The following is a 23,319-nucleotide window of genomic DNA, read 5'->3' as shown; positions in this document are numbered from 1 at the left end:
TTTACCCGACGACCGTAACCTTGAACCTAACATCATTACCACTTTTGTCGTTGTTTTCCATTGCAATATTAAGTGATTCATCAAAATGCTGGGCACATCCCTCAATCAAACCTAAGCAAACATGGGACATACAGCGGGCGCTTTTGTAGTCAAAGATCATTTCTGTTTCCGTTTCAGAAATGAATTCAAAGCGTGGAGGGTTAGCTTCTTGATAAAGTTTTTTCACTTCAATATGGATATAGTCCTCAACTAAACGAATAAACTGAAGAGAATTTTTACACCCTTGAAGGCTACTACGCTCAGGCAATGATTCGTAAAGGTTTTCGAAGACAGATTGCCCAAAAACGCGCTGTAGCTCTTCAGCAGGAATACCCGTTTGTTTACTCAACTGGACGATAAGTTTTACCAAAGCTTTGTGGTCATAACTGCCCACTGATGTGTATATGCCTTCATCACCCGCATCAGAAAGCAGTTGATCAAGAGCATCAAGACCAAACTTCTCTTCGACTAAGTCCATAAATTCTGTGAAGATAATTCCTTTCATATATTAAGCTATCCTTGGTATATGATGGTCTTTCAAGCATGAATCATAAAGTATAGTTTTTCAAATACGCATATGGAGCTAACGTGTTGTCAGAACTCAATAAAAATCAATTAATTCAGAAGTTCCAGTTACAGCAAACCGTCGACTACCACCACGAAGCAATAAAACGAGTTGCACATATCAATCATGCATCCTTACGTAAAGCCTCAGTACTTATCGGTTTTGTTGAGAGGGGCGATGGGCTGAACATCATTTTCACCAAGCGCGCAAAGCACTTAAAACATCATCCCGGGCAGGTCAGTTTTCCGGGAGGCAAATATGAAGATTGGGACAGTTCACTGGCTGATACAGCGTTAAGAGAAACTTACGAGGAAATCGGCATTGAACAAGGTAAGATTTCCATTTTTGGTCAGATGCCAGAACTGGTGACGATCAGCAAATTTACAGTAACACCTTTCCTAGCTTTCGTTTCACCAGACTATGAGACAACCATTGACACCAACGAAGTGGATGAGGTTTTTGAAGTACCCGCAGAAATTGTTCTTGATAAACATCACCTGCACAGTGAACGCTTTCAGTTCCGCAATCATTCACACCGTGTATTTGGCTTATCCTACGAGAAGCACTTCATTTGGGGAATGACAGCGCAAATTATCCATGCCATGCAGAAACATATTATGCATCAATATTAATAAATCTTAATATTGTTCGAAGTTTCATCACATTAGTTAAACTATTCATCAATAAGGCAAACGTTTTCTCGCGACATGCATAAAACAAATTTGCAACAAGATTAGTTTTTCTAATGAAAAGGATTAGCATAAATCACTAGTAGCACATCATTTTCGTGAGCAAAAACCTGTTTTTGACATATCATGTTATAACTCGTATCAATTCATGATTTAGATCTATTTTTCGTGCAAGATTTTTATGCAAAATTGCACTCGACTTATTTCCTGTTCCCAAAAATGAGTATCACAAAATGAATGCTACAAATTCAGCGGTTTCGACCGCACAATCGTCTAGTAAGTTTTCTTACAAAGACTTCACTTGGTGTCTGTCACTTTTCGGTACTGCAGTAGGTGCTGGCGTACTATTTCTTCCAATCAAAGCGGGTGCTGGCGGCTTTTGGCCATTAGTTATCCTTGCACTAATCGCAGCACCAATGACTTGGTTCGCTCACAAATCTCTGGCTCGTTTCGTTCTTTCTGCGAAAAACCCTGAAGCTGATATCACTGATACAGTGGAAGAACATTTCGGTAAAACTGGCGCAAACCTTATTACTTTTGCTTATTTCTTCGCTATTTACCCTATTGTTCTTATCTATGGTGTTGGTATCACAAACACAGTAGATTCTTTCCTAGTCAACCAAATGGGCATGGAATCTATCCCTCGTTGGCTACTATCTGGCGCACTGATTGCAGCCATGACTGCGGGTGTTGTATTCGGTAAAGAGCTGATGTTGAAAGCTACATCTGCGATGGTATACCCATTGGTATTCATCCTTCTTGCTCTGTCTTTCTACCTGATTCCTGACTGGAACAGCTCAATGGTTGAAGTCGCACCTGACTGGTCTGCAATGCCTTCTATCGTTTGGCTAGCAATCCCAATCATCGTTTTCTCTTTCAACCACAGCCCAATCATCTCTCAGTTCTCTAAAGAGCAACGTCGTGTGTACGGTGAAAATGCTGTTCAGAAAACAGATGCTATCACTGGCGGCGCAGCAATGATGCTGATGGGCTTTGTTATGTTCTTCGTATTCTCTGTTGTACTGTCTCTATCTCCAGAGCAGCTAGCAATGGCGCAAGAACAGAACATCTCTGTACTGTCTTACCTAGCAAACGTTCATGAGTCTCCACTTATCTCTTACATGGGTCCACTTGTAGCATTCGCAGCAATTACGTCTAGCTACTTTGGTCACTTCCTAGGAGCACATGAAGGTCTTGTGGGTCTAATCAAATCTCGCTCTGAAACACCAAAGAGCAAGATTGAAAAAGCTTCTCTTCTTTTCATCGTTATCACCACTTGGATTGTGGCTATTGTTAACCCAAGCATCCTTGGCATGATTGAAACCATGGGCGCGCCAATGATTGCAGCGATCCTATTCCTAATGCCTGTTTTTGCGATGCAAAAAGTACCAGCAATGGCGAAGTACAAAACTTCTGCGCCTGTTCAGATTTTCACAACAATCTGTGGTCTTGCGGCAATTAGTTCTGTAATCTACGGAGCACTTTAATCACACTAGTGTAGTGAATTAAGTGGTTAAACAAAAAATATAACGATAATAATAAGCCTCCCGCTCCCCGTTGGGAGGCTTTGTTTTGAGGAAATCGATATGATTAGTGTTTTTGACATCTATAAAATCGGTGTTGGTCCTTCAAGTTCGCACACTGTAGGCCCAATGAAGGCGGGCAAAGAGTTTATTGATGATTTACGCTCAATGGGAAAATTGCGCGACATCACTAAAATCACCGTTGACGTTTATGGATCGCTATCACTGACAGGGAAAGGTCACCACACAGATATCGCTATTATAATGGGTCTTGCAGGCAACACCCCTGAGAAAGTCGATATTGATTCTATTCCGGGCTTTATCGCTCGTGTAGAAGAAACGGAGCGCCTACCTGTTGGCATGCACTGTCACACAGTATCGTTCCCGAAAGATGGTGGTATGAACTTCCATACTACTAACCTTGAGTTGCACGAAAATGGTATGCAGATCCACGCTTGGATCGACAACGAGAAAGTGTACTCAAAAACCTATTACTCAATCGGTGGTGGTTTCATCGTTGACGAAGAAAATTTCGGCAAAGAAGAAGAAAACCCGATTAAAGCACCTTACGAATTCACAACCGCTGAAGAGTTGGTAAACCAGTGTAAAGAAAGCGGCCTCTCCATCAGTACACTAGTGATGAAGAACCAAGCCGCACTGCACTCTGAAGAAGAGTCTCGCACTTACTTTGCTAACATTTGGAAAACCATGCGCGAGTGTATGGATCGCGGAATGAATACAGAAGGTATTCTGCCTGGTCCACTTCGTGTACCTCGCCGTGCTGCGGCTCTTCGCCAGCAACTGATGACTTCTGAGAAAACGACTAACGATCCAATGGCTGTTGTAGACTGGGTCAACATGTTTGCTTTCGCCGTTAATGAAGAAAACGCAGCAGGTGGCCGTGTAGTTACAGCACCTACAAACGGTGCGTGTGGCATTATCCCAGCGGTTTTGGCCTACTATGACAAGTTTATCCAAACCGTCACTGAGAAAGATTACATCCGCTACTTCGCGGCTTCTGGTGCGATCGGTGGCCTTTACAAGCGTAACGCGTCAATCTCTGGTGCGGAAGTTGGTTGTCAGGGTGAAGTCGGCGTAGCGTGTTCAATGGCAGCGGCTGGTCTTGCTGAGCTTATGGGTGGTAGCCCAGAGCAAGTCTGTATGGCTGCGGAAATCGCGATGGAGCACAACCTAGGTCTAACGTGCGATCCTGTTGCGGGTCAGGTCCAGGTTCCATGTATCGAACGTAACGGTATTGCTGCCGTGAAGTCGATCAACTCCTCTCGTATGGCTCTGCGTCGTTCATCGGCTCCGACTGTGTCTCTGGATAAGGTTATCGAGACCATGCTAGAAACTGGTAAAGACATGAACGCAAAATACCGCGAAACTTCTCAAGGTGGCCTTGCAATAAAAGTTATCTGCTAACACTTTAAGATATCTTGTTTGGAAAGCCTGAGCAGTCGCTCGGGCTTTTTTATTTCCTGTCTCCCCCTCCTATCTGTTACGCTTGCATCCTTTTTAAAATCACGTAGTTAAATATATAAAAAAAGCTAAATAAGACACTATATCCTCTTACTTTGGATATGCTCGCAATACATCACATCCAACTTGTCTCATTATTGATAACTTCCCGCTACATTTAATCCCAGGAGCGCCTTCACAAATGATTAGGTTTGAATTAGGAAACCAAATCTGCGTTTGTTTGTCAGACAGCGACATCTCATTAGAATTAAACAACACACGACATTCTTCTCTTTCAATCAGCCAAAATGAATATCTGATTTTAAGTATCATCTCTTGCTACGGAACGTTAAATGCCCCGATAAGCCAGCGTTGTATCGAACGCAAAATCTCTCAACATCACAATGTCACGCTGCCTGAGAATGGATTTAAAAACATCGTCGCCTCGTTACGAAAAAAGTTTAAGCAACTGACCAAATCGCATCTGGATTCGCGCCAAAATGTCATCGAAAACATCCACCGAATTGGATATTTTGTGCCTTTTAAAAGTCATGACAATCAGCAAAATGGCGTTCAGCAGCAACTAAAAATCAGCAAAACATCTAAGCACACTATTCGTTACGCTATCACCCTATGTCTTACGGACAAAAAGCTCTATACAGACCTAGGGCTGACTTTAGCTGTCGCCAGCTTTATCTTTTTTGCCGTTTGCTATTACGCGATAAGTAGTATTTTGAATCAGGGGTATTTTGGCGATGTTGAAGACTTTACTGATGCACTATCCGAGCAATCTTGTTTTTCTGATCCGAACACACTGAAGTCACTTTTCGATGATGCCGAGCTTATTGAATCAAGCATGATGATCGACAAGTTCAATACCTACTGCCTGATCACTGCCGATTCTGTTATGCCGGTCAGCCGAGTCCAGTACGATGAGTGGTTTAAAAACAGCAGCTACACTACGCACTCAATGGAGAAGAACAACACCAAAATGACGGTACGGGTGAGGAACATTAACCTATATCGCTCAATTGATAACTATATTTCCAGCATGTTTCTAGCAGGAATGAAAGTATGCACCAACACCGGAAACTCGTTTAACATTGGTAGTACTGACGGGAAAGCGTTTGTTTCTAAAGAGCAAGGAGATGGGTTCAAAGAGTTTTTCTACGTTTCAAATCCAATTAAGAATATTTTACTCTTCACTGCGATGCTGATTGTCATCATTCGCTACAAACGCTTACTCGCGTTAATTCAATATTTTTGGGCAATTCGCCGATTTAATCTCAAACTGGAGCCCATTTACGATACAACCAGTCATCAGAATATTCACTACGAAACCCTATCTCGCTTTAGTGTTTCGAACACTCAGAAGTTCATTGAAACACTGATCGCAAACAAATTGCTGTTGCTACACACTCTATTGGTTATCCGCATTATCTTTAGCACTAGCAAGGCTCTGATTGCTCCTTTAAGTATCAACGTTTGCCCTTCCCTGCTAAGAGGTAAACGCTTCTCTGTACTTTATGAAGAGCTTAAACAATATGATTGCAGCTACTTGACCGTTGAGATTACTGAAAATGCGTCCATGTATTATACGAATGAGATTTATCAGAATATTACAAGACTGAAAACACTCGGCTGCTCTATCAGTATCGATGATTTTGGGACAGGAAATAACAACGTTGAACTTATTAGCAAGATTAAGCCCGATTACCTTAAGATTGATAGAGAGTTTGTTATGGGCCTCAAGAAGGACAACAAGCGCATCGAAACATTAAGGCAGTTGATTGCCATGGGAAAAGCAAACCAGTGTAAAGTAATCGTAGAAGGCGTAGAAAGTGCGGATTGCGCCCACCTTTTAACAACACTGGGCGCCCATATTCATCAGGGTTTCTATTACTCATTAAGCTGAAAATAAAAAGGCGGGATAGCCCGCCTTTTTGTTTAGATAACCTGAGAAATCAGCAAAAATCCGCCAAAAAACAAGGAAAATATCAGCATTAAGCTGCCACCTTCTGCGGTGTACCGAGTAGGTTCAACGTTCGCCAATCGAATTTTGTAGACCATTGCCAACGGTACGAAGACCGCGAGGAACACCAAAATGATTCCCGCGTAGCTAAGCACCGCAAGGAACTTGTCTGCTGCCATGAGAGCGCCCGCCAAAGGTAGAATGAAGGTAACAAAGTACGTAATGACCCTGTTCTTCCTCAACATGTCGGTATTTTGGTTGAATAAAGACATCGCCACGCCAAAAAACGAGGTCAACAACGCCAAACCCGTAAATACAGACAACACGGTGCCAATCCAAGGCGAGTGATGCTCAAAAGCTACTATCAACTCGGAGACATTAGAGAATTCGCCCAACTGTTCAGGTCTGAGGTTACCAACGACCGCAAACAACCAACACAAATAACAGATCAATGGAATGATCGAACCAAGAATAACCATGTTTCGTAGCTGTTGATCGCTGGCTTCATGGTTATAAGAAACCAATGATGGAATCACTACCATAAACCCAAAACTGGTAAACAGCACAGCACTGGTTTTAATCAACTCAACTTGGTCTTGGTTCATTACTTGCGACAGGTTCGACAGTCGAAAATCTGGCAGTAGTAAGAACAAACTTAAAGATAAACTCGCGATCATGATGAAGAACAAACTGCGATTTAGCTTGTCAATAACGCCTGTACCACAAGCCACCACTGCGCCTGCAATGAGAGTAAAGAGAATCTGGCTTTGACTTGCCGTTAAATCAAGACCGATGGAAGCCGTGAACTGACTTACCAAATCGGCAGCACCTAGGATATACGCCATCAATAAGCAGATTAGTAGTGCGTATAGCAGCAGGTTGGTAACCAATTGTCCAACCTTGCCGAGCGTTTGGCGCGCGATGGAGTTAAGCCCTAAGCCTCCACCCGCTTTCAAAGTTGCTTCAAGCAATAGCAATGCAGCATATGTTGTGCCGAAGCAAATAAAAATCATTAATAATGTTCCGTACCACAAGCCAAATTGTGCCAGAACCATAGGAATTGCAAGCATACCAGCACCCAGTGCTGTGCCGGAGATGATCAGGGAGCTACCCAGTAGTTTTGTATTCATAATTTTCGTATCTGATTTGATTATAAAAAAGATTGAGATGTGCGCGTACCTAGCGCGATGGCTAACAATCAGAAGCGATACGAATAGCGATGTTTAAAGAAGAAAACGCTAAGAAAAGAGTGACGTAGAAAAGAGATGTGACGAAACACTTGGGAAAAAGCTGAAGCATTGAGCAAAGCGTGGGGAGAACCTTCAGTCGGTTCAATGATAGGTGTTGTAATTTTGAAAATCATTTTAGGCGTCCGATAAAACTAGACAGTCCTTTAGAACAAAAATAGCAAATCCTCTGCTACCTGCTCTTCAACGTGAAGAGGAGATCCATCTTAATCATTGATGGTTGGATTGCAATGTCCGTACCTAAGAAAATGTCCAGTTTCATACCTGTGGACGCGTCCAGCCGTGCACTTATTGTTCCGGATGAGGCACTTCTTCGAGAATAATTTTTCCTTTCAACTCGGTTCCAGCATCTTTGATCAGATTGATTGGTGACATAATCACCCCTTTTACCGCGCCAGACGTTGCCTGCTCAGCAATTTTCTGGCTTTGATCGACAATCTCATCGGCCTTCGCCAACATTGGCGGGATCTCAACACGCAACGCTTGAGATTCTTTAACGACAAGAGGAATGGTTTCTTTTCTGTAACCTTCACTCTCAATCAATACTTTTGGTATCACTGTTGTCCGATACTGTTTGGCCTCTCCAATCACCAAAGGAATCACCGACTGGCGATATAGTGCCACTTCTTCGACTATGGACGGAATTTTTGCGTCAATGGATGCTGCTGTTTTGTTAGTTTCATTCACCGTCGCAGTCACGCCTTCAATACTCTGTATTGCTCCGGGTAGCAACTGCTCTAACGTATCGGCAACCGCCAGCCATTCTTTGATTTGCAGGTTTTCGGAAAGCGTACTGATGTCCTCAATGATTCGAGGATAAGTGTCGATGACCTCTCCCACTTTGGTGGTCATACTATGAATCGTATATCCCAAATAGAAGATAGAGAGCGCCAATATCAATTGAATCGCCGAGCCAATCTTTGCTGCCATAGAGTCACCCTTACCTGAATTACGTTTCATCCACTCAACAAGCCCCATATTGGGAGATTATTGATCTATAAAGATAATAAGCCTCTTTCTGGGACAAAAAAAGCCACCGCAATAGTGGCTCGCGGTTATCTTGCCCCTAGTTGATCATTTGAAAACTAGTCATCTCAGTTTCTGTATTCATCAACGGATTGAACATCACTATCACCTAGTCTTGAAATAACTATTCACGTCACACTCGAAGCACGTCGATATTACGTCACTACGTCAAACTTTTGATTACATAAGCCCCACATCACATTTACATAATCCACACATTGTGTAGGGTCACAATAACTATGCTCATCCATTGAGTGAATGTGCATATACGTCATTATATTTGACGTCTATTCCAATTCTAACAATTAAGCATTTGCAAATGAGCTCAACCATTACTACCAAATTGCTGGCAACCCTAGTCACGGTTTTCTCTCTGGTACTCGCCTCCTCCACCGCGTATCAGTATTGGCAACAAAAAGAGCTGATGAATTCCGTCCTCAGTGAGCAACTACACGACAAAGCCAGTAACTACTTCGACAGCCTCAATATGATGATGCTGACTGGAACCATGGCACAAAAAGAAACACTCCGCCAAAAAGCTCTAGCTCAAGATGGTATTGAGCAAGTAAAAGTACTTCGTGCTGATGCAGTCAGTAAGTTGTACGGGCCTGGCCAACCAAACCAAGCGCCTGAAGACGAGATTGATCAACGTGCGCTCAATGGTGAACTAGTCATCGAGCCCATCTCCGCTGAGTGGGGTAAAGGCTTAGTTGTCGCATTACCTATGAAGGCAAGCGAAAACTATCGCGGAACCAACTGTGTCTCTTGTCACATGGCACCAGAAGGTGAAGTGCTCGGCGCCATTCGATTGGAATACAACTTATCTCACGTCAACAGCATGATCAGTCAGCGCACGATTATCGCCGTGACCATAATGGCAACATTTGGCTTCATCGGCTTTTTGCTGACTCTGTTCCTGATCCGTAAATTCATTGTTCGCCCGATTCAAAAGACATCGCGTTACATGCAGAGCGTAAGCGAAAGTAAAGATCTCTCGAAGCGTATTCAGCATAAGAACAAGGATGAGATTGGTCAGCTATCTGTAGCGATCAATTCGTTTATGGATACGGTTAGCCACAGCTTAGAAAAAGTGCAGGAAACCTCTCATCACCTCACCAGTTCGGCTGCGGGGCTCACTGATGTTGCTCAGGTTACCGATCAAGCCGCTCACAACCAGCAAAACGAAACCTCAGATGTCCAGACCAACATCGAGCAAATGCAGTCTCAGCAAGTCCAAGTTGAACAAGCCACTGATGATGCCTCTAGCTTGATCAAACACACCACCAGCATCGCTGAACAAAGTGCTGGTCAGGCGCACAACGCTAGCACTGAAATCAAGAGTCTGGTAACCGATATTGAGCAAGTGAAAGTCAATATTGTTGAGCTCAACGATCAAACCGCGGAAGTCTCGACCATTTTAGAAGTGATCAAAGGGATTGCGGAGCAAACCAATCTATTGGCACTAAACGCCGCTATTGAAGCCGCGCGCGCAGGTGAACAAGGTCGCGGCTTTGCAGTGGTCGCGGATGAAGTACGCCAGCTCGCAAGTCGAACCTCGCAGGCAACAGGAAGCATCGAAAACATCATTTCTCAATTCCAAAAAGACAGTGAGACCTCACTGGCCTCCGTTGATACCGTGTGTGAAACCGCTCATGAACGCTCTAATGAGATAGAAGCGCTGTCTGTAGCAATGTCTGAAGTGGTGACCGAAATGCAACAAGCGCTCTCTCATGCGCAAAGCATTCAGCAGCAAACCAGCAATACCACTCACATTAGTCAGCAGGTGCAACATAAAGTCGAAATCATCACCCAGCATGCCGATGACACCTCTCAATCTGCCGCAAAAACGCGCGACATCAGCATGAATCTAGAGCAACTTTCAGAACATTTGGAGTCTTTAATCAACCAGTTTACGCTTTCGCGGAAGAATTAAGTCGATTTGGACATTTTTTGCGCCACTATTAGCGAATAAAGGTTGAAGCCTAAAATTTGAAAGGTAATATGTTCCATTGAATAGATGAAATTCAGTCCAACCCAATGTTTGATCACTTTTTATTCGGTGAGCCCACAAAAAACATTGGGTTGATTTTTTACTCAATGGAGAATATTTACAACATGACTTACGCGCCTGTATCAGACGTATTAAGCGGTAAGCTAGCAGTTGACAGTGAAGTAACTGTCCGCGGCTGGATCCGCTCGCGTCGTGATTCCAAAGCTGGAATCTCTTTCCTTGCCATCTACGACGGCTCTTGTTTCGACCCGATTCAGGCCGTGGTCCCTAATAATCTAAATAATTACAACGAAGAAGTTCTAAAACTGACAACAGGTTGTTCTGTTGAAGTGACAGGTACTATCGTTGAATCTCCAGCGAAAGGTCAGGACTTTGAGCTTGCAGCGACAGATGTAAAAGTCGTTGGCTGGGTTGAAGATGCTGATACTTACCCGATGGCTAAAACTCGCCACTCGATTGAATACCTACGTGAAGTGGCACACCTTCGTCCACGTACGAACGTGATTGGTGCAGTCGCACGTGTACGTAACTGTTTGTCTCAGGCAATTCACCGTTTCTACCACGAGCAAGGTTACTTCTGGGTATCTGCGCCACTTATTACCGCTTCTGATGCAGAAGGTGCAGGTGAAATGTTCCGTGTCTCTACGCTAGACATGGAAAACCTACCGCGCACAGAAGAAGGCAAAGTGGACTACAACGAAGACTTCTTCGGTAAAGAGACGTTCCTAACGGTATCTGGCCAGCTTAACGGCGAAGCTTACGCTTGTGCACTAAGCAAAGTTTACACGTTCGGCCCTACGTTCCGTGCAGAAAACTCAAACACCAGCCGCCACCTAGCGGAATTCTGGATGGTTGAACCTGAAGTTGCTTTCGCTGATCTTGAAGATATCGCGAAACTGTCTGAAGACATGTTGAAGTACGTATTTAAAGCAGTACTTGAAGAGCGTCGTGATGACCTTGAGTTCTTTGCACAACGCATCGACAAAGAAGCCATTACTCGTCTAGAGAAATTCGTTGAGTCTGATTTCGCTCAGGTTGATTACACTGATGCAATCCAGATTCTTCTAGACTCTGGCCGTGACTTCGAATTCCCAGTTGAATGGGGTATCGATATGTCTTCTGAGCACGAGCGTTACCTAGCGGAAGAACACTTCAAAGCACCGGTAATCGTTAAGAACTACCCGAAAGACATCAAAGCCTTCTACATGCGCCTCAACGAAGACGGCAAAACAGTAGCAGCAATGGATGTACTTGCACCGGGCATTGGTGAAATCATCGGTGGTTCTCAGCGTGAAGAGCGTCTGGACGTTCTTGATGCCCGTATGCGTGATATTGGCATCGACCCAGAGCACATGGATTGGTACCGTGACCTTCGTCGCTACGGTACAGTACCTCACTCAGGTTTCGGCCTAGGCTTTGAGCGTCTGGTTTCTTACGTAACAGGTATGGGTAACGTACGTGATGTTATTCCATTCCCACGTACACCGCGCTCAGCTAACTTCTAAGCTAGAAGCAAACCAATAGTGTTTCAAAGCCTCCTTCAGGAGGCTTTTTTGATCCCTGAAAAACGCTCAAATATGGCTCATAATTACTAAGTGGCTTTGTAGTGAGGAGTCAAACAATGAGAGTGTTTAGATTGGACGATTTGTCGTACTACGGAAGGCATGAGCATGCTATGGAATGGGATCATCCAAGCACTTCACATCCCTATTACTGGCATCCAGATTGGCTGCAGAATGCGGAAGATTTGATGGGGCTCTATCCCGATAATAGTCACCCTACCTCCGCAAATCCTGATGAGTAGTGCACAGCATTAAACCTCCCTTACGCAGGGAGGTTTATTTTCACTATTGGGAATCTTCCGCTTTTGAGGCGTATTTGATGCCGAACAGGCAAAGCCCAAACATGACAAACGGAATGGCTGCTGCGGTGTATTCAGTCCACACCATATCAGCAAAAGACTTAGCAAGAATCAGGTGACCAAAAATCAATAAGAATGCGCTGAAAATCGCGATGGCAATCAAACGAAATTCCTGCTTATAGCGTTGTTTTTCCATACTTTCCTCGCTAACTGTTTACATTTCTGGAGTATTTCATCACAGACCTCGTCAGTTAGCGCAGTACAGTTGAAGCGAAAAAAAGCCAAACAGTATTTAATCAGTGATCGCGTTAGCAATTTCTATCACGGTCTGTTCCAGCTCACTAGTCATCGGATAAGACGCATTCAGACGGACGCAGTTTTGGAACTGTTCGCGGGAACTAAAAAGGCGTCCATAAGCAATGGTAATGCCGCGCTTTTGCAATGTTTGATACAGCAGGTATGTGTCAACATTCTTACTCAACTCTAGCCAGATAAAATACCCTCCTTGAGGCTGACTGACTTTCGTCCCTTGAGGAAAATGGCGCTTTACGACCTCAACAAAAGCCTGTTGTCTGGCAGACAATTCCTTACGTAGTTTTCTCAAGTGATTATCGAGGCTTTCGTACTGAAGAAAATGTGCGACCCCTTCCTGAACGGGGACGCTGCCAGACAAGGTCGACACAAGCTGGAGCTTCTGTAAACGCTCATTAAACTGACCATTCACAACCCAGCCGACCCGATAGCCCGGGCATAAGGATTTAGACAATGAACCACACAGCAGAACCCTGTCTTCTTGATCCCAGTATTTAAGCGGCATCGGTTTACGATCGCCAAAATAGAGTTCGGAATAAACATCATCTTCCACAATGGCAAGCTGATGTTGGTTCGCCAATTCAATAACCTTTTGCCTGTTAGCCGACGATAGGCTGGCTCCGGTCGGGTTGTGGAAGTTTGGCATCAGCCAGCACGCCGTCACCTTATGTTTTTTAAGCGCTCGCTCAAACTTCTCCAAACATAACCCAGTTTCAGGATGAACTGGGACTTCGATGGCTTTTAGGTTCAATCGCTCAATCGCCTGAATGGCGCCATAGAATGCTGGGGCTTCAACGATCACGGTATCACCAGGCTGGGTTACCACCTGGAGCCCTAAATTCAGCGCTTCCATTGCGCCTGAGGTAATGACGATATCAGTATGAGAAACCGTTATACCTTGCTTGAGATAACGCTGCGCAATTTGGCGACGCAGTGCCTCGTTGCCGGGCGGCATGTTGTCAAACACACTGTTAAGCGGCATTTTACGCCCCGCACTTGCCAAATGACGGTTTAGTGATTGAAGAGGAAATAATTGAGGGTCAGGAAAAGCCGAACCGAGGGCAATATCGGCTTTACTGTTACTTTGTAAGAACTCATACAGCTTATCGTTAAATTCAGGTGCAACGACTTTGCTTTCTGGCTCAGGAGTTGGAACCCGTTCCATGATCGAAGTAACAAAATAACCTGACTGTGGTTTGGCGAGTAACCACCCTTGAGATTCAAGAAGTTGATACGCCTGAAGGACAGTTGAAGCGCTGACTGAACAGTTACGACTGGTCATTCTGACAGAAGGTACTTTCTCTCCTGCACGCCAAATACCATTCTCAATTTGTAACTTAAGCTGCTCAGCCAATTGTTGATAGCGATTCATACTTCCCTCACCTTTTCATTCAGGAGATAAAAGATATCACACATTTGATTCACACTGGCTTAAGCTAACTAAAACAATTTAGTTAATTTTTAACGCATTCTGTTTGTTGATACTAATCACATTAAATATTTACTTCTCTGTTACATTTAATCACGTATTAGTGATCCAAATAACTTAACGTAAGGACCGATAATAATGAAGAAATACGATGAGTCACATATCGAATACAAAGGTGAAAGCAACGGTGTTCATAGCTGGATTGCTCCACACGGTCAGCCATATTACTGGCATCCGGACTGGCTACACATCGCTGAAGACGCGACTGGCTCACACCCTAAAAAAGACATAGATGTGGACCAAAACGAGAAACCCACCGAAAAACACGCGGTAAAAGCAATTCTTTCACACTTAAATGACTGGGCAGCGAAAAAGCTAAAGTAACTATTTTCGAGCCCATCCCATAACTTCATCTACTAAGTCACACATCGGACGCGGTGTGTGACTTTATTTTTGCAGCCTTCAGGCCATTGATATCTCTCTCAATTGGTACAACCACTACTACTAAAGTTGCAAAAATGTATCTAAACTCGAAATTAAACGATAATATCGCGGGTCATTTTATAAATGAAGAATATGAAACTTGGCTTGGCGGAAGCTGAGTACGGCTATAAGAACAAGGGCTAGAAAATGGCTAACTCCAACTATGACGCGCCTCTAACACTTAAACTGTATGCGATTGCGGCTGTGGTTTTTGGTACTTATGGTGGGCGAGTCTGTCCCTTTCTAGAAACACTGACAACTCAAGAGATTTTATTCCACGTCGGTGTAACCTTTGGCGCTCTGTTTCTCGTTCGACATTTTTTGCTCAATAACCATTCTTTACTTGAAGAGCAGCGTCAAGCCCGACTCGATGCCACCCTGTTTTTTATGGGCAGCGTTCCACTCGCGATCTTCTATAACGTCCAATACGATTTTGGGCTCGACAGTAACCTCAAGGTTTTATTTGGGATGACCTTGTTTGGTTTCTTCTCCGGCTTAATTTTGCAATTAGTCTCCAAGATTGAGAAATTTGATCAACTGACCCAGACAGAACAATACCATTTTGAACTCAGTGGCGAACGTCAGTCGATGGTCAAACAAATGATCATGATGATCTGTATGTTGCTGATCACCTTGACGACCATGCTCACCATGGTTGCGGTAAAAGACATATTCTGGTTGGAACACAATCCTGAGCGCGTTCTTGATGGCAGTGGCACCATTAGTGTCATTAAAGAGTTTATCTACTTGTCTATAGTACTCGGCGCGTATGTAGTAACCATTCTCGTCCTATGGACCAAACTGATGCGCAAAGTTTTGTTATCTCAAGAGTGTTCTTTGCTGGAAGTCGCTCAGGGAAATATTTCCAAGCGTTTACCTATCTTTGAGCACAATGAGCTAGGCTCGATGGCCTCTCTGACCAACAAGATGCTCGATAGCCTGCAATCAACTCAAGACGAAGTTAAAACAACACGTGATGTCGCGATAGTTTCCCTCTCAGCTCTTGCTGAATCTCGAGATAACGAAACTGGCGCGCATATCTTGCGTACCCAAGAGTACATTCGCGCATTGGCAAACTACCTTTGCAAATTTGATAAACATAAAGCTCTTCTAACACCTAACTACATCGAACTGCTTTACAAATCTGCTCCACTGCACGACGTGGGTAAAGTGGGTATTCCTGACAATATCCTGCTCAAACCCGGTAAGCTCACCGATGAAGAATTCAAGACAATGAAGCGTCACCCTGAAATTGGCGCCAAAGCCCTCTCAATTGCAGAGAAGCATCTGGGCAGTAATTCTTTCCTTCAACTGGCGAAAGAGATCGCTCTGACTCACCATGAGAAGTGGGACGGTAATGGTTACCCGAAGGGACTAAAAGGAGACGAGATACCGCTCTCGGGCCGTTTGATGGCGCTTGCTGATGTGTATGACGCGCTAATCTCTGAGCGTGTTTACAAAAAAGCCTTCAGCCACGAAAAAGCCAAATCGATTATCCTTGAGGGCAAAGGCAGTCATTTTGATCCTGAACTGGTTGACGCCTTTCTGACTATAGAACAGGAATTTGTCGATATTGCAGACAAATATCGCAGTTTAGAGGCCGAAGAAAATGCGATGGCTTTGGAAGAACTTCAAGCCAACGCGCCAGCCTAAGTTCCTTCCAACGACTTCACATCTAATTGCTTAACTCAGTCGCTTTTGACCTGCTTTTTATTGGAAAAATGCAGGTTATGCGTTGAGTGATAACAAAATGTGCCTATTTTGTAATTTTCTTACTGGTTGATGTTGTCTCAGCAAGCGCAGATAAGGTATAAATAACCGAAATATTTATATCCTCCCTTCGACTAACATGGATGACAATTATGTTTGAAAAAGTAGTTGCTGCACCTGCAGATCCTATCCTTGGACTGACAGAAGAGTTCAAAAAAGACTCTCGCGCAGACAAAATTAACCTTGGCGTTGGTATTTACAAAAATGAACAAGGTGAAACCCCTGTTCTTGCAACCGTTAAAAAAGCGGAAGCAGCACTGATTGAAAGCGAAAAGACCAAGTCATACCTAACTATCGAAGGGACAGCTGAGTACGGTCTAGCGGTGCAGAAACTACTGTTTGGTGCAGATTCTGACATCGTTGTTAACAAGCTAGCAAAAACTGCTCAAGCTCCTGGCGGTACTGGTGCATTGCGCGTTGCAGGCGAATTCATCAAGCGTCAGTTGGGTGATGTGAAGATCTGGATCAGCAACCCTACTTGGGCTAACCACAATGGTGTCTTCACTGCAGCAGGTATCGAAACTGCTCAGTACAGCTACTACAACGCTGAAACAAAAGATAAAGATTTCGCGGCAATGGTAGCGGATCTTGAACAAGCATCAGAAGGCGATATTGTACTTCTTCATGGCTGCTGCCATAACCCAACGGGCATTGACCCAACGCTTGAAGAGTGGGAAACACTAGCCAAACTGATAGCAGACAAAAAACTACTACCTCTGTTCGACTTCGCTTACCAAGGTTTTGCGAAAGGCGTTGAAGAAGATGCGGCAGGTTTACGTATTTTTGCTAAATACAACAAAGAGATCTTAGTCGCGAGCTCGTTCTCTAAGAACTTTGGCCTTTACAACGAGCGTGTAGGTGCATTCACCTTGGTTGCGGAATCAGAGCAGACAGCGCGCACAGCATTCTCTCAAGTGAAAGCGATCATCCGTTCTATCTACTCTAACCCACCAGCACACGGTAGCGCAGTTGTGACGCACATTCTTAACAATGCAGAACTGCGCAATGAGTGGGAAGCGGAAGTAAAAGAAATGCGCGACCGTATTCAAGACATGCGCGAGCTGTTTGTTACGACACTGAAAGAGCAAGGCGTTGACGCTGACTTTAGCTTCATTGAACGTCAAAACGGTATGTTCTCATTCTCTGGTCTTTCAAAAGAACAGGTGACTCGCCTTAAAGATGAGTTCGGCATCTACATCGTAGGTTCAGGCCGCATCAGCGTAGCAGGTATGACTCGTTCGAACATGCTACCACTTTGTAAAGCACTGGCAGCTGTTCTATAAGCGACCAAAATCCAATAAAAAAGAGCCAGCTGATGCTGGCTCTTTTTTGTTTAATAACAACTAGAACAAATACCGTAGGCTCACGCCACCTTCATTGGTCGTCGTTGAACCATTGTTTCGATGCGTATAGAAACCGCCGAAGACCAATTTCGTCGACACCTGATAATCACCACGCATATTAAAGATATCCTCGTCCAGAATATCGCTCCGTCGTAATCCACCTGTCACTGACAACTCCCAGAACTTGTTGAATTCATATTTAAGCGTTAAATCACCGCCCCACATGAACTTGTTGTCACTCGAAATCTTCGCATCTGTAATATCATTGGTTTGAGTTGACCAAATATAACCAGCTTTCGCGCCTGCGACCAAATCCCACTTATCCTCTATTGGATACCTAAATGCGGCACCAGGCAGTAAAGTATAAATTTCTGTGGTGGTGTTTTGCGGATGGATGAACCTCGCTTCGTAATCCAATGTAGCGAGAAATTGATTGTCGATAAGCACGTTGCCGCCCACCGCTAAAGAAGTCACATTGCTGTTCACCCCTAAATTCTCACCAAGCGAGCCCGCACTTAAGTCCGCGTATAGAAAGTTGTAATTGAGGTTGTTAGTCGTACTTTGCCCGTAAGCAGACAATGACGCCGCCAAAAGCATTGGAGCAAGGAGATAAGGCAGTTTTACTTCCATGAATACCTCTTTATACAGACGAATAAAGCCAGTGTATGAGAGAGAACGCATTCTCGATAATGAGAAATGACTGCCGTTCTGGATTTGAAAGTATAGATCAGTTTGACGCAAGTTATTGAGAGATAAATAGGATTATCAGAAAAGAGAAAGGCCCGAGCTCGGGCCTTAGAAGGTAATGATCAACTCATCTTGCTGATGGCTTTCAATGTGAGTATTAGAACGGGTCCTCAGTTTTTCGATTTGCTCTAGCTCTAATTCATAAGGCATAACCAGTTTCAGCTCTTCAATGCCTTCACTTCTTGCCAGTTGCATTAGTGTCAGAATATTGGACTCATCACTGCGGCTTGCTGACAAGGATTTCATTGCCTGATCCCACAAGCGATCTTCCGCCGATACCGTTTCTTTAATCGTACTTTTCCAAGCCAGGCTGAAAATAGGTGCGAAGGTACTCATTGCTTCTAAGAAAGTCCATTTCTTACTGCACGACGCGCCAAGAAAAGAAGTATAGTCGAATACAACACTTGTCTTGCCCTGATGTTCCATATCAATCTCCTCTGGTAGGCAACACAGTGTCCTCAATATCGTCTATCATTAGCCATATAGCAATAGGATATAAAACAATCATCTTTTATACCCATTTTTTTGGTCAAAAAGCTATATCAAAACCAACCCGATAACAAAAGATGCACAAGATAGAGACATGGGTAATCAGTTGCGTAATATTTCAGGGTCAAAATTTATCCTAAGCCAATGGGTAATTATTCTGGCTAGCGGATATCTACTATTCGACTCGCTTTTTTGTATTGCACACGCCAACCTGCCCATCTCGGTAATTCCCAGCGTTTCGGGTCACCTTTACGTAAACCCGATTTATACACCACGTACACCAGCTTTTTCATCGGTTGATATTCGACGCTCAATTGCAGATCACCAATGTAGAGTTCAAACGGATACATGGCAGCAAAATCTTCATACTCCCAGTAAGGAATGCCTTCAAAAGGAAAATCGTCTGCGCTAAACATCTCTAGCTCCGAAATATCTGTTAATTCCAACATTTCGAGTTGTTCAGTAAACCAAGAGTCGAATGTCAACGATTCCTGAATCGGCGAGCCAGAGGATTTATCCAGTGATTGATACAATTTCCAGTGTTCGATCTGTTGATGCCGCTGTTTAGCAAATCCCGGTAGCAGCTCTTCACGCTTAACGGCTTCAAGTAGTGGTTTAATCGCAAGCTCGCCCTGTGCTTGGGCTTTTTTCGAGGCCACTTTTCGCCCAGCGTACATCATATGGAGTTCTATATGAGGAACGTCGTCCACACTGACCACATCGCCTTCCACCCAATCACCAATCTCTAACTTTTCAAAAAGAGAAAGCCTGACTGGCATCGTCACAGTAGCAAGAGTCAGTGTTTGTTTAACACCACGGCCCGGTAAGCTGTGGGTATCCAGCACCAGTGCCGCCTCAATGTTGTCAGGCAAACGACTTGCACGGCCCAAAGTGACTTCCATTTGACCGTTACCTAGGGCTTCGCGGCGCCGCTCTCTTCTGACAAACAACAGCTCAGGATGCAGAGATGCGATTGCTTCAACCAACTCATCGTGAGAGTAACGAGAAGCAACACTAAGCTCAGGTAGCTCGAATACTGCCCGCATTTGCTGACAAAGCGCCTGTGCTTCTTTGAGCACATCCTGATCAATGGTCACACCAGAAAGCACGTCCCCACGCACTACTTTAATAGCTATTTCTGCATCACACCCCAAAGGCTCTTCTTTTTTACCAAGCTGCTCTAGTGCTTCTTCATTTGAAGACAAACGATACAGAGACGCTGGCGTCGCCAGCACTGCGGTTAGATCCACCATGGCCTCTTGCAGCTTTCGCTGCGGCATACGAGTCACCAAATCAGCATACAAAGCATCAATCGGAAGCGGGTAAATACGTTGCCCGTGCGCAGTCGCTAGACCGGATTCATCGATAGCCCCCATTCCACGCAAAATGTTTGTTGCCTGAGCAAACGACTTTTCTGGCAATGGTTCCAAAAAGCTCAGCTCAGAAAGAGAATACCCACAACTGGCAGACGCTAACATGGCTTCGGTGAGTGTTTCCCGATGAAGCTCTGGTGGCGTAACGTCCGCTAACGCCGCATGTTCGCCATACAAGCGAATACAGATGCCATCCATCACCCTACCCGCGCGGCCGCTACGTTGTCTCGCGCTCGCTTTAGAAATATGTTTTAGGCTCAGAGTAGTTTTGCCGTTTCTTTGCTCAGTACGTCGCTCCAAACCAGAATCAACAACGGCAACCACATTCGGTATGGTCAGCGAGGTTTCAGCAATGTTAGTCGCGAGCACCACTTTCTGCTTCTCTTGCTGGTTGAGAGCAATCTCTCGCTGTTTATCGGTGACTGAGGCATGCAGCGGCGCTACTATCAGCTCTTCAATATGCGCGAGTGCGCTCTGACATTGGGTAATTTCTTTACGCCCCGGCAAGAAGACCAGAATGTCACCATCCAGATCAAGTAAGCTTTCCACTTCTGCCCGAACTTTTTCCTCCAGATTTCGGCTATCCGGCAGTTGCCTTGAATCCCCAGCACGATGAGCAATGGCTACCTCAAAATTACGTCCCTTTGCCTGCAGACGCTCGGCACCGACATAACGTGCAAGCTTCTCACCTTCAATGGTCGCAGAGGTAATCACTAAGCGATGTTGGTTATGCTGATTCAATAATGCCACCAGCAAGTCGGTGTCCCAGCGGCGCTCATGAAACTCATCAACAACAATGGTGTTAAAGTTGTTGAGTTGATTTTCAGAGTACCAACGTAGTGCGACGCCCGGAGTCACGAAGACAATCTGCGTCTCCTCATCACAGCGGTTTTCCAGCTTAATCGAATAACCCACTGAACGGCCAAGCGGCTCATTTTTCTGCTCTGCGAGAAACTGCGCTAATGAAGTGCAGGCGATACGCCGAGGTTCAATTACTAACACTTTCCCCTGTTCCGCCGCCCATAGTGGTAATCGGGTTGATTTGCCCGAGCCAGTTTCCGCTTCTACTATCATATGGTGAGCAGAAAGAAGGTTCAGAAAGTCGGTTTTGAGGGTATCTATAGGTAAGCTGAACATCGTTTGCGTTGAGATCATGGAAAAGGCGGAAAGTATATACTTAATCTGTGCCAGAATGCATGAATATTCGGTTTACAATATGATCACTAATCCCTATCATTTTCTGGTTCCCGTTCCTTAAGACCCTACGACAATAGGCAAGTGATGAATAACGACAAACGCCCCTTATATATTCCTTTCGCTGGTCCAGCGCTTCTTAGTACGCCTCTTCTCAATAAAGGCAGTGCATTCTCAGCGGAAGAGAGAGCATCTTTTAATCTGGAAGGCTTGCTACCAGAAACAACTGAAACAATTCAGGAACAAGTGGAACGTGCTTACCAGCAGTATCGCAACTTCGAAAGCGATATGGATAAACACATCTACCTACGTAATATTCAGGATACTAACGAAACCTTGTTCTACCGCTTAGTGCAGAACCACGTTTCTGAAATGATGCCTATCATCTACACACCAACTGTAGGTGCGGCATGTGAAAACTTCTCTAACATCTATCGCCGTGGCCGTGGTCTTTTTGTCTCTTACGCTAACCGCGACCGCATCGATGACCTACTTAACAATGCATCCAACCACAATGTAAAAGTCATCGTTGTAACGGATGGTGAGCGTATTCTTGGTCTTGGTGACCAAGGCATTGGTGGTATGGGTATTCCTATCGGTAAGCTAGCTCTATATACAGCGTGTGGTGGTATCAGCCCGGCTTACACACTACCAATCGTATTGGATGTCGGTACTAATAACCCTCAGCGTCTTGCAGATCCAATGTACATGGGCTGGCGTCATCCACGAATTACTGGCTCTGAATACGATGCATTCGTTGAAGAGTTTATTCAGGCTGTTCAGCGCCGCTGGCCAGATGCCCTTATCCAGTTCGAAGACTTCGCACAGAAAAATGCAATGCCTCTGCTAGAGCGCTACAAAGATCGTATTTGTTGCTTTAACGATGATATTCAGGGCACAGCTGCTGTTACTGTCGGCTCACTACTGGCAGCATGTCAGGCGGCTGGCACACAACTGTCTGAACAACGTGTAACTTTCCTTGGTGCCGGTTCTGCAGGTTGTGGTATCGCAGAAGCGATCATCGCTCAAATGGTATCTGAAGGTATTTCTGATGAGCAAGCACGCTCTCAGGTATACATGGTTGACCGTTGGGGCCTACTTCAGGAAGGTATGCCTAACCTACTCGACTTCCAACAACGCCTTGTTCAAAAGCACAGCAACACGGGTGACTGGGAAGCGGAAGGTAATGGTTACTCACTGCTTGACGTTATGCGCAACGCAAAACCAACGGTACTTATCGGCGTATCTGGCGCGCCTGGCTTGTTCAGTGAAGATGTTATCAAGGAGATGCATAAACACTGCCCACGCCCAATCGTATTCCCACTGTCGAACCCAACCAGCCGCGTCGAAGCTACACCGCATGATATTATGCGTTGGACAAATGGCGAAGCTTTGGTCGCGACAGGCAGCCCATTTGATCCGGTTGTATTCGAAGGTAAGACGTTCCCAATCGCTCAATGTAACAACAGCTACATTTTCCCAGGCATTGGTTTAGGTGTACTTGCAGTACAGGCGAAGCGCGTTACTGACGAAATGCTTATGGAATCAAGCCGTGCACTAGCGACATGCTCACCTTTAGCGATTAATGGTCAAGGTGCACTATTGCCGCCTCTTGAAGCAATCCACTCGGTATCGAAGAAGATCGCCTTTGCAGTAGCGAAGAAAGCCATTGAACAAGGTGTCGCGCTTGAAATCACTGACGAAGCGCTAGAAGAAGCGATTGAAAACCACTTCTGGCAGCCGGTTTACCGTCGTTACAAGCGTACTTCATTCTAATTTCTATAT

19 protein-coding genes are annotated in these 23,319 nt (G+C 44.7%); 11 read left to right on the top strand and 8 right to left on the bottom strand.

Annotation, left to right across the window (positions count from 1 at the left end; translation table 11 throughout):
* Window position 1 precedes the first annotated feature (1 nt).
* A complete protein-coding gene (locus FIU99_RS06580; RefSeq protein WP_006958892.1) occupies window positions 2-544 on the bottom strand; it encodes a heme NO-binding domain-containing protein in 543 nt (180 codons plus the stop codon).
* Window positions 545-627: 83 nt separating this feature from the next.
* Here FIU99_RS06580 and FIU99_RS06575 point away from each other — a divergent pair, with 83 nt between their 5' ends.
* The 4 genes from FIU99_RS06575 (at window position 628) to FIU99_RS06560 (ending at window position 6,192) form a co-directional block, all read left to right on the top strand.
* Window positions 628-1,236 carry a CoA pyrophosphatase gene (locus tag FIU99_RS06575; protein WP_006958894.1) on the top strand — a complete coding sequence of 203 codons (609 nt, stop codon included), beginning with the start codon at window positions 628-630 and terminating at the stop codon, window positions 1,234-1,236.
* Window positions 1,237-1,526: 290 nt separating this feature from the next.
* Window positions 1,527-2,780: an aromatic amino acid transport family protein gene (locus FIU99_RS06570; RefSeq protein WP_006958896.1), complete on the top strand. Its 1,254-nt coding sequence runs from the start codon at window positions 1,527-1,529 to the stop codon at window positions 2,778-2,780.
* Window positions 2,781-2,879: 99 nt separating this feature from the next.
* The gene (locus tag FIU99_RS06565) at window positions 2,880-4,241 is read left to right on the top strand and encodes an L-serine ammonia-lyase (protein WP_006958899.1); all 1,362 of its coding nucleotides are present in this window, start codon (window positions 2,880-2,882) and stop codon (window positions 4,239-4,241) included.
* A 238-nt stretch (window positions 4,242-4,479) separates the two neighbouring features.
* On the top strand, window positions 4,480-6,192 hold the full coding sequence (locus FIU99_RS06560; RefSeq protein WP_006958901.1) for an EAL domain-containing protein: 1,713 nt from the start codon (window positions 4,480-4,482) through the stop codon (window positions 6,190-6,192).
* A 32-nt stretch (window positions 6,193-6,224) separates the two neighbouring features.
* Here FIU99_RS06560 and FIU99_RS06555 read toward each other — a convergent pair whose 3' ends face one another.
* Window positions 6,225-7,379: an amino acid permease gene (locus FIU99_RS06555; protein ID WP_006958903.1), complete on the bottom strand. Its 1,155-nt coding sequence runs from the start codon at window positions 7,377-7,379 to the stop codon at window positions 6,225-6,227.
* 405 nt (window positions 7,380-7,784) lie between these two features.
* The gene (locus FIU99_RS06550) at window positions 7,785-8,426 is read right to left on the bottom strand and encodes a hypothetical protein (RefSeq protein WP_006958904.1); all 642 of its coding nucleotides are present in this window, start codon (window positions 8,424-8,426) and stop codon (window positions 7,785-7,787) included.
* A 415-nt stretch (window positions 8,427-8,841) separates the two neighbouring features.
* Between FIU99_RS06550 and FIU99_RS06545 the strand changes: the two genes are divergently transcribed.
* The 3 genes from FIU99_RS06545 to FIU99_RS06535 all read left to right on the top strand — a co-directional run bounded on the left by FIU99_RS06545 (window position 8,842) and on the right by FIU99_RS06535 (window position 12,337).
* Window positions 8,842-10,455, top strand: a complete 1,614-nt coding sequence (locus FIU99_RS06545) for a methyl-accepting chemotaxis protein (protein WP_006958905.1) — start codon at window positions 8,842-8,844, stop codon at window positions 10,453-10,455.
* Between the two features lie 182 nt (window positions 10,456-10,637).
* Window positions 10,638-12,038, top strand: coding sequence for an asparagine--tRNA ligase (gene asnS / locus FIU99_RS06540; RefSeq protein ID WP_029236143.1), 1,401 nt, complete (start codon window positions 10,638-10,640; stop codon window positions 12,036-12,038).
* Window positions 12,039-12,154: 116 nt separating this feature from the next.
* On the top strand, window positions 12,155-12,337 hold the full coding sequence (locus tag FIU99_RS06535; RefSeq protein ID WP_152472135.1) for a hypothetical protein: 183 nt from the start codon (window positions 12,155-12,157) through the stop codon (window positions 12,335-12,337).
* A gap of 43 nt (window positions 12,338-12,380) precedes the next feature.
* Here the strand turns inward: FIU99_RS06535 and FIU99_RS06530 are convergent, their stop codons facing one another.
* Together FIU99_RS06530 and FIU99_RS06525 are read right to left on the bottom strand one after the other, a co-directional pair.
* Window positions 12,381-12,590 carry a hypothetical protein gene (locus FIU99_RS06530; RefSeq protein ID WP_006958908.1) on the bottom strand — a complete coding sequence of 70 codons (210 nt, stop codon included), beginning with the start codon at window positions 12,588-12,590 and terminating at the stop codon, window positions 12,381-12,383.
* A 96-nt stretch (window positions 12,591-12,686) separates the two neighbouring features.
* A complete protein-coding gene (locus tag FIU99_RS06525) occupies window positions 12,687-14,078 on the bottom strand; it encodes a PLP-dependent aminotransferase family protein (RefSeq protein ID WP_006958909.1) in 1,392 nt (463 codons plus the stop codon).
* Between the two features lie 195 nt (window positions 14,079-14,273).
* On the opposite strand from FIU99_RS06525, the gene FIU99_RS06520 reads away from it, so the two are divergent.
* The 3 genes from FIU99_RS06520 (at window position 14,274) to FIU99_RS06510 (ending at window position 17,671) form a co-directional block, all read left to right on the top strand.
* Window positions 14,274-14,519 carry a hypothetical protein gene (locus FIU99_RS06520; RefSeq protein ID WP_006958910.1) on the top strand — a complete coding sequence of 82 codons (246 nt, stop codon included), beginning with the start codon at window positions 14,274-14,276 and terminating at the stop codon, window positions 14,517-14,519.
* Window positions 14,520-14,765: 246 nt separating this feature from the next.
* Window positions 14,766-16,271, top strand: coding sequence for an HD domain-containing phosphohydrolase (locus FIU99_RS06515; protein WP_006958911.1), 1,506 nt, complete (start codon window positions 14,766-14,768; stop codon window positions 16,269-16,271).
* A 209-nt stretch (window positions 16,272-16,480) separates the two neighbouring features.
* Window positions 16,481-17,671 carry an amino acid aminotransferase gene (locus FIU99_RS06510; protein ID WP_152472134.1) on the top strand — a complete coding sequence of 397 codons (1,191 nt, stop codon included), beginning with the start codon at window positions 16,481-16,483 and terminating at the stop codon, window positions 17,669-17,671.
* Window positions 17,672-17,731: 60 nt separating this feature from the next.
* Here the strand turns inward: FIU99_RS06510 and FIU99_RS06505 are convergent, their stop codons facing one another.
* The 3 genes from FIU99_RS06505 to FIU99_RS06495 form a co-directional block, all read right to left on the bottom strand.
* Window positions 17,732-18,361 (bottom strand): hypothetical protein, encoded by a 630-nt coding sequence (locus FIU99_RS06505; RefSeq protein WP_006958913.1) that lies wholly within the window; start codon window positions 18,359-18,361, stop codon window positions 17,732-17,734.
* A 165-nt stretch (window positions 18,362-18,526) separates the two neighbouring features.
* Window positions 18,527-18,904, bottom strand: a complete 378-nt coding sequence (locus FIU99_RS06500) for a hypothetical protein (protein WP_006958914.1) — start codon at window positions 18,902-18,904, stop codon at window positions 18,527-18,529.
* A 224-nt stretch (window positions 18,905-19,128) separates the two neighbouring features.
* Entirely contained in the window at window positions 19,129-21,477 is a 2,349-nt protein-coding gene (locus FIU99_RS06495; RefSeq protein ID WP_039951766.1) for a helicase-related protein, read from the bottom strand.
* Between the two features lie 144 nt (window positions 21,478-21,621).
* Between FIU99_RS06495 and FIU99_RS06490 the strand changes: the two genes are divergently transcribed.
* Window positions 21,622-23,310 carry an NAD-dependent malic enzyme gene (locus FIU99_RS06490; RefSeq protein WP_006958916.1) on the top strand — a complete coding sequence of 563 codons (1,689 nt, stop codon included), beginning with the start codon at window positions 21,622-21,624 and terminating at the stop codon, window positions 23,308-23,310.
* Window positions 23,311-23,319: the final 9 nt, after the last annotated feature.

The sequence above is a fragment of the Vibrio sp. THAF64 genome (genome assembly GCF_009363455.1).
In the GTDB taxonomy this organism is placed as follows: domain Bacteria; phylum Pseudomonadota; class Gammaproteobacteria; order Enterobacterales; family Vibrionaceae; genus Vibrio; species Vibrio coralliilyticus.
The sequence above is the reverse complement of the archived record's forward strand: the minus strand, read 5'-3'. Positions and strand labels throughout refer to the sequence as shown.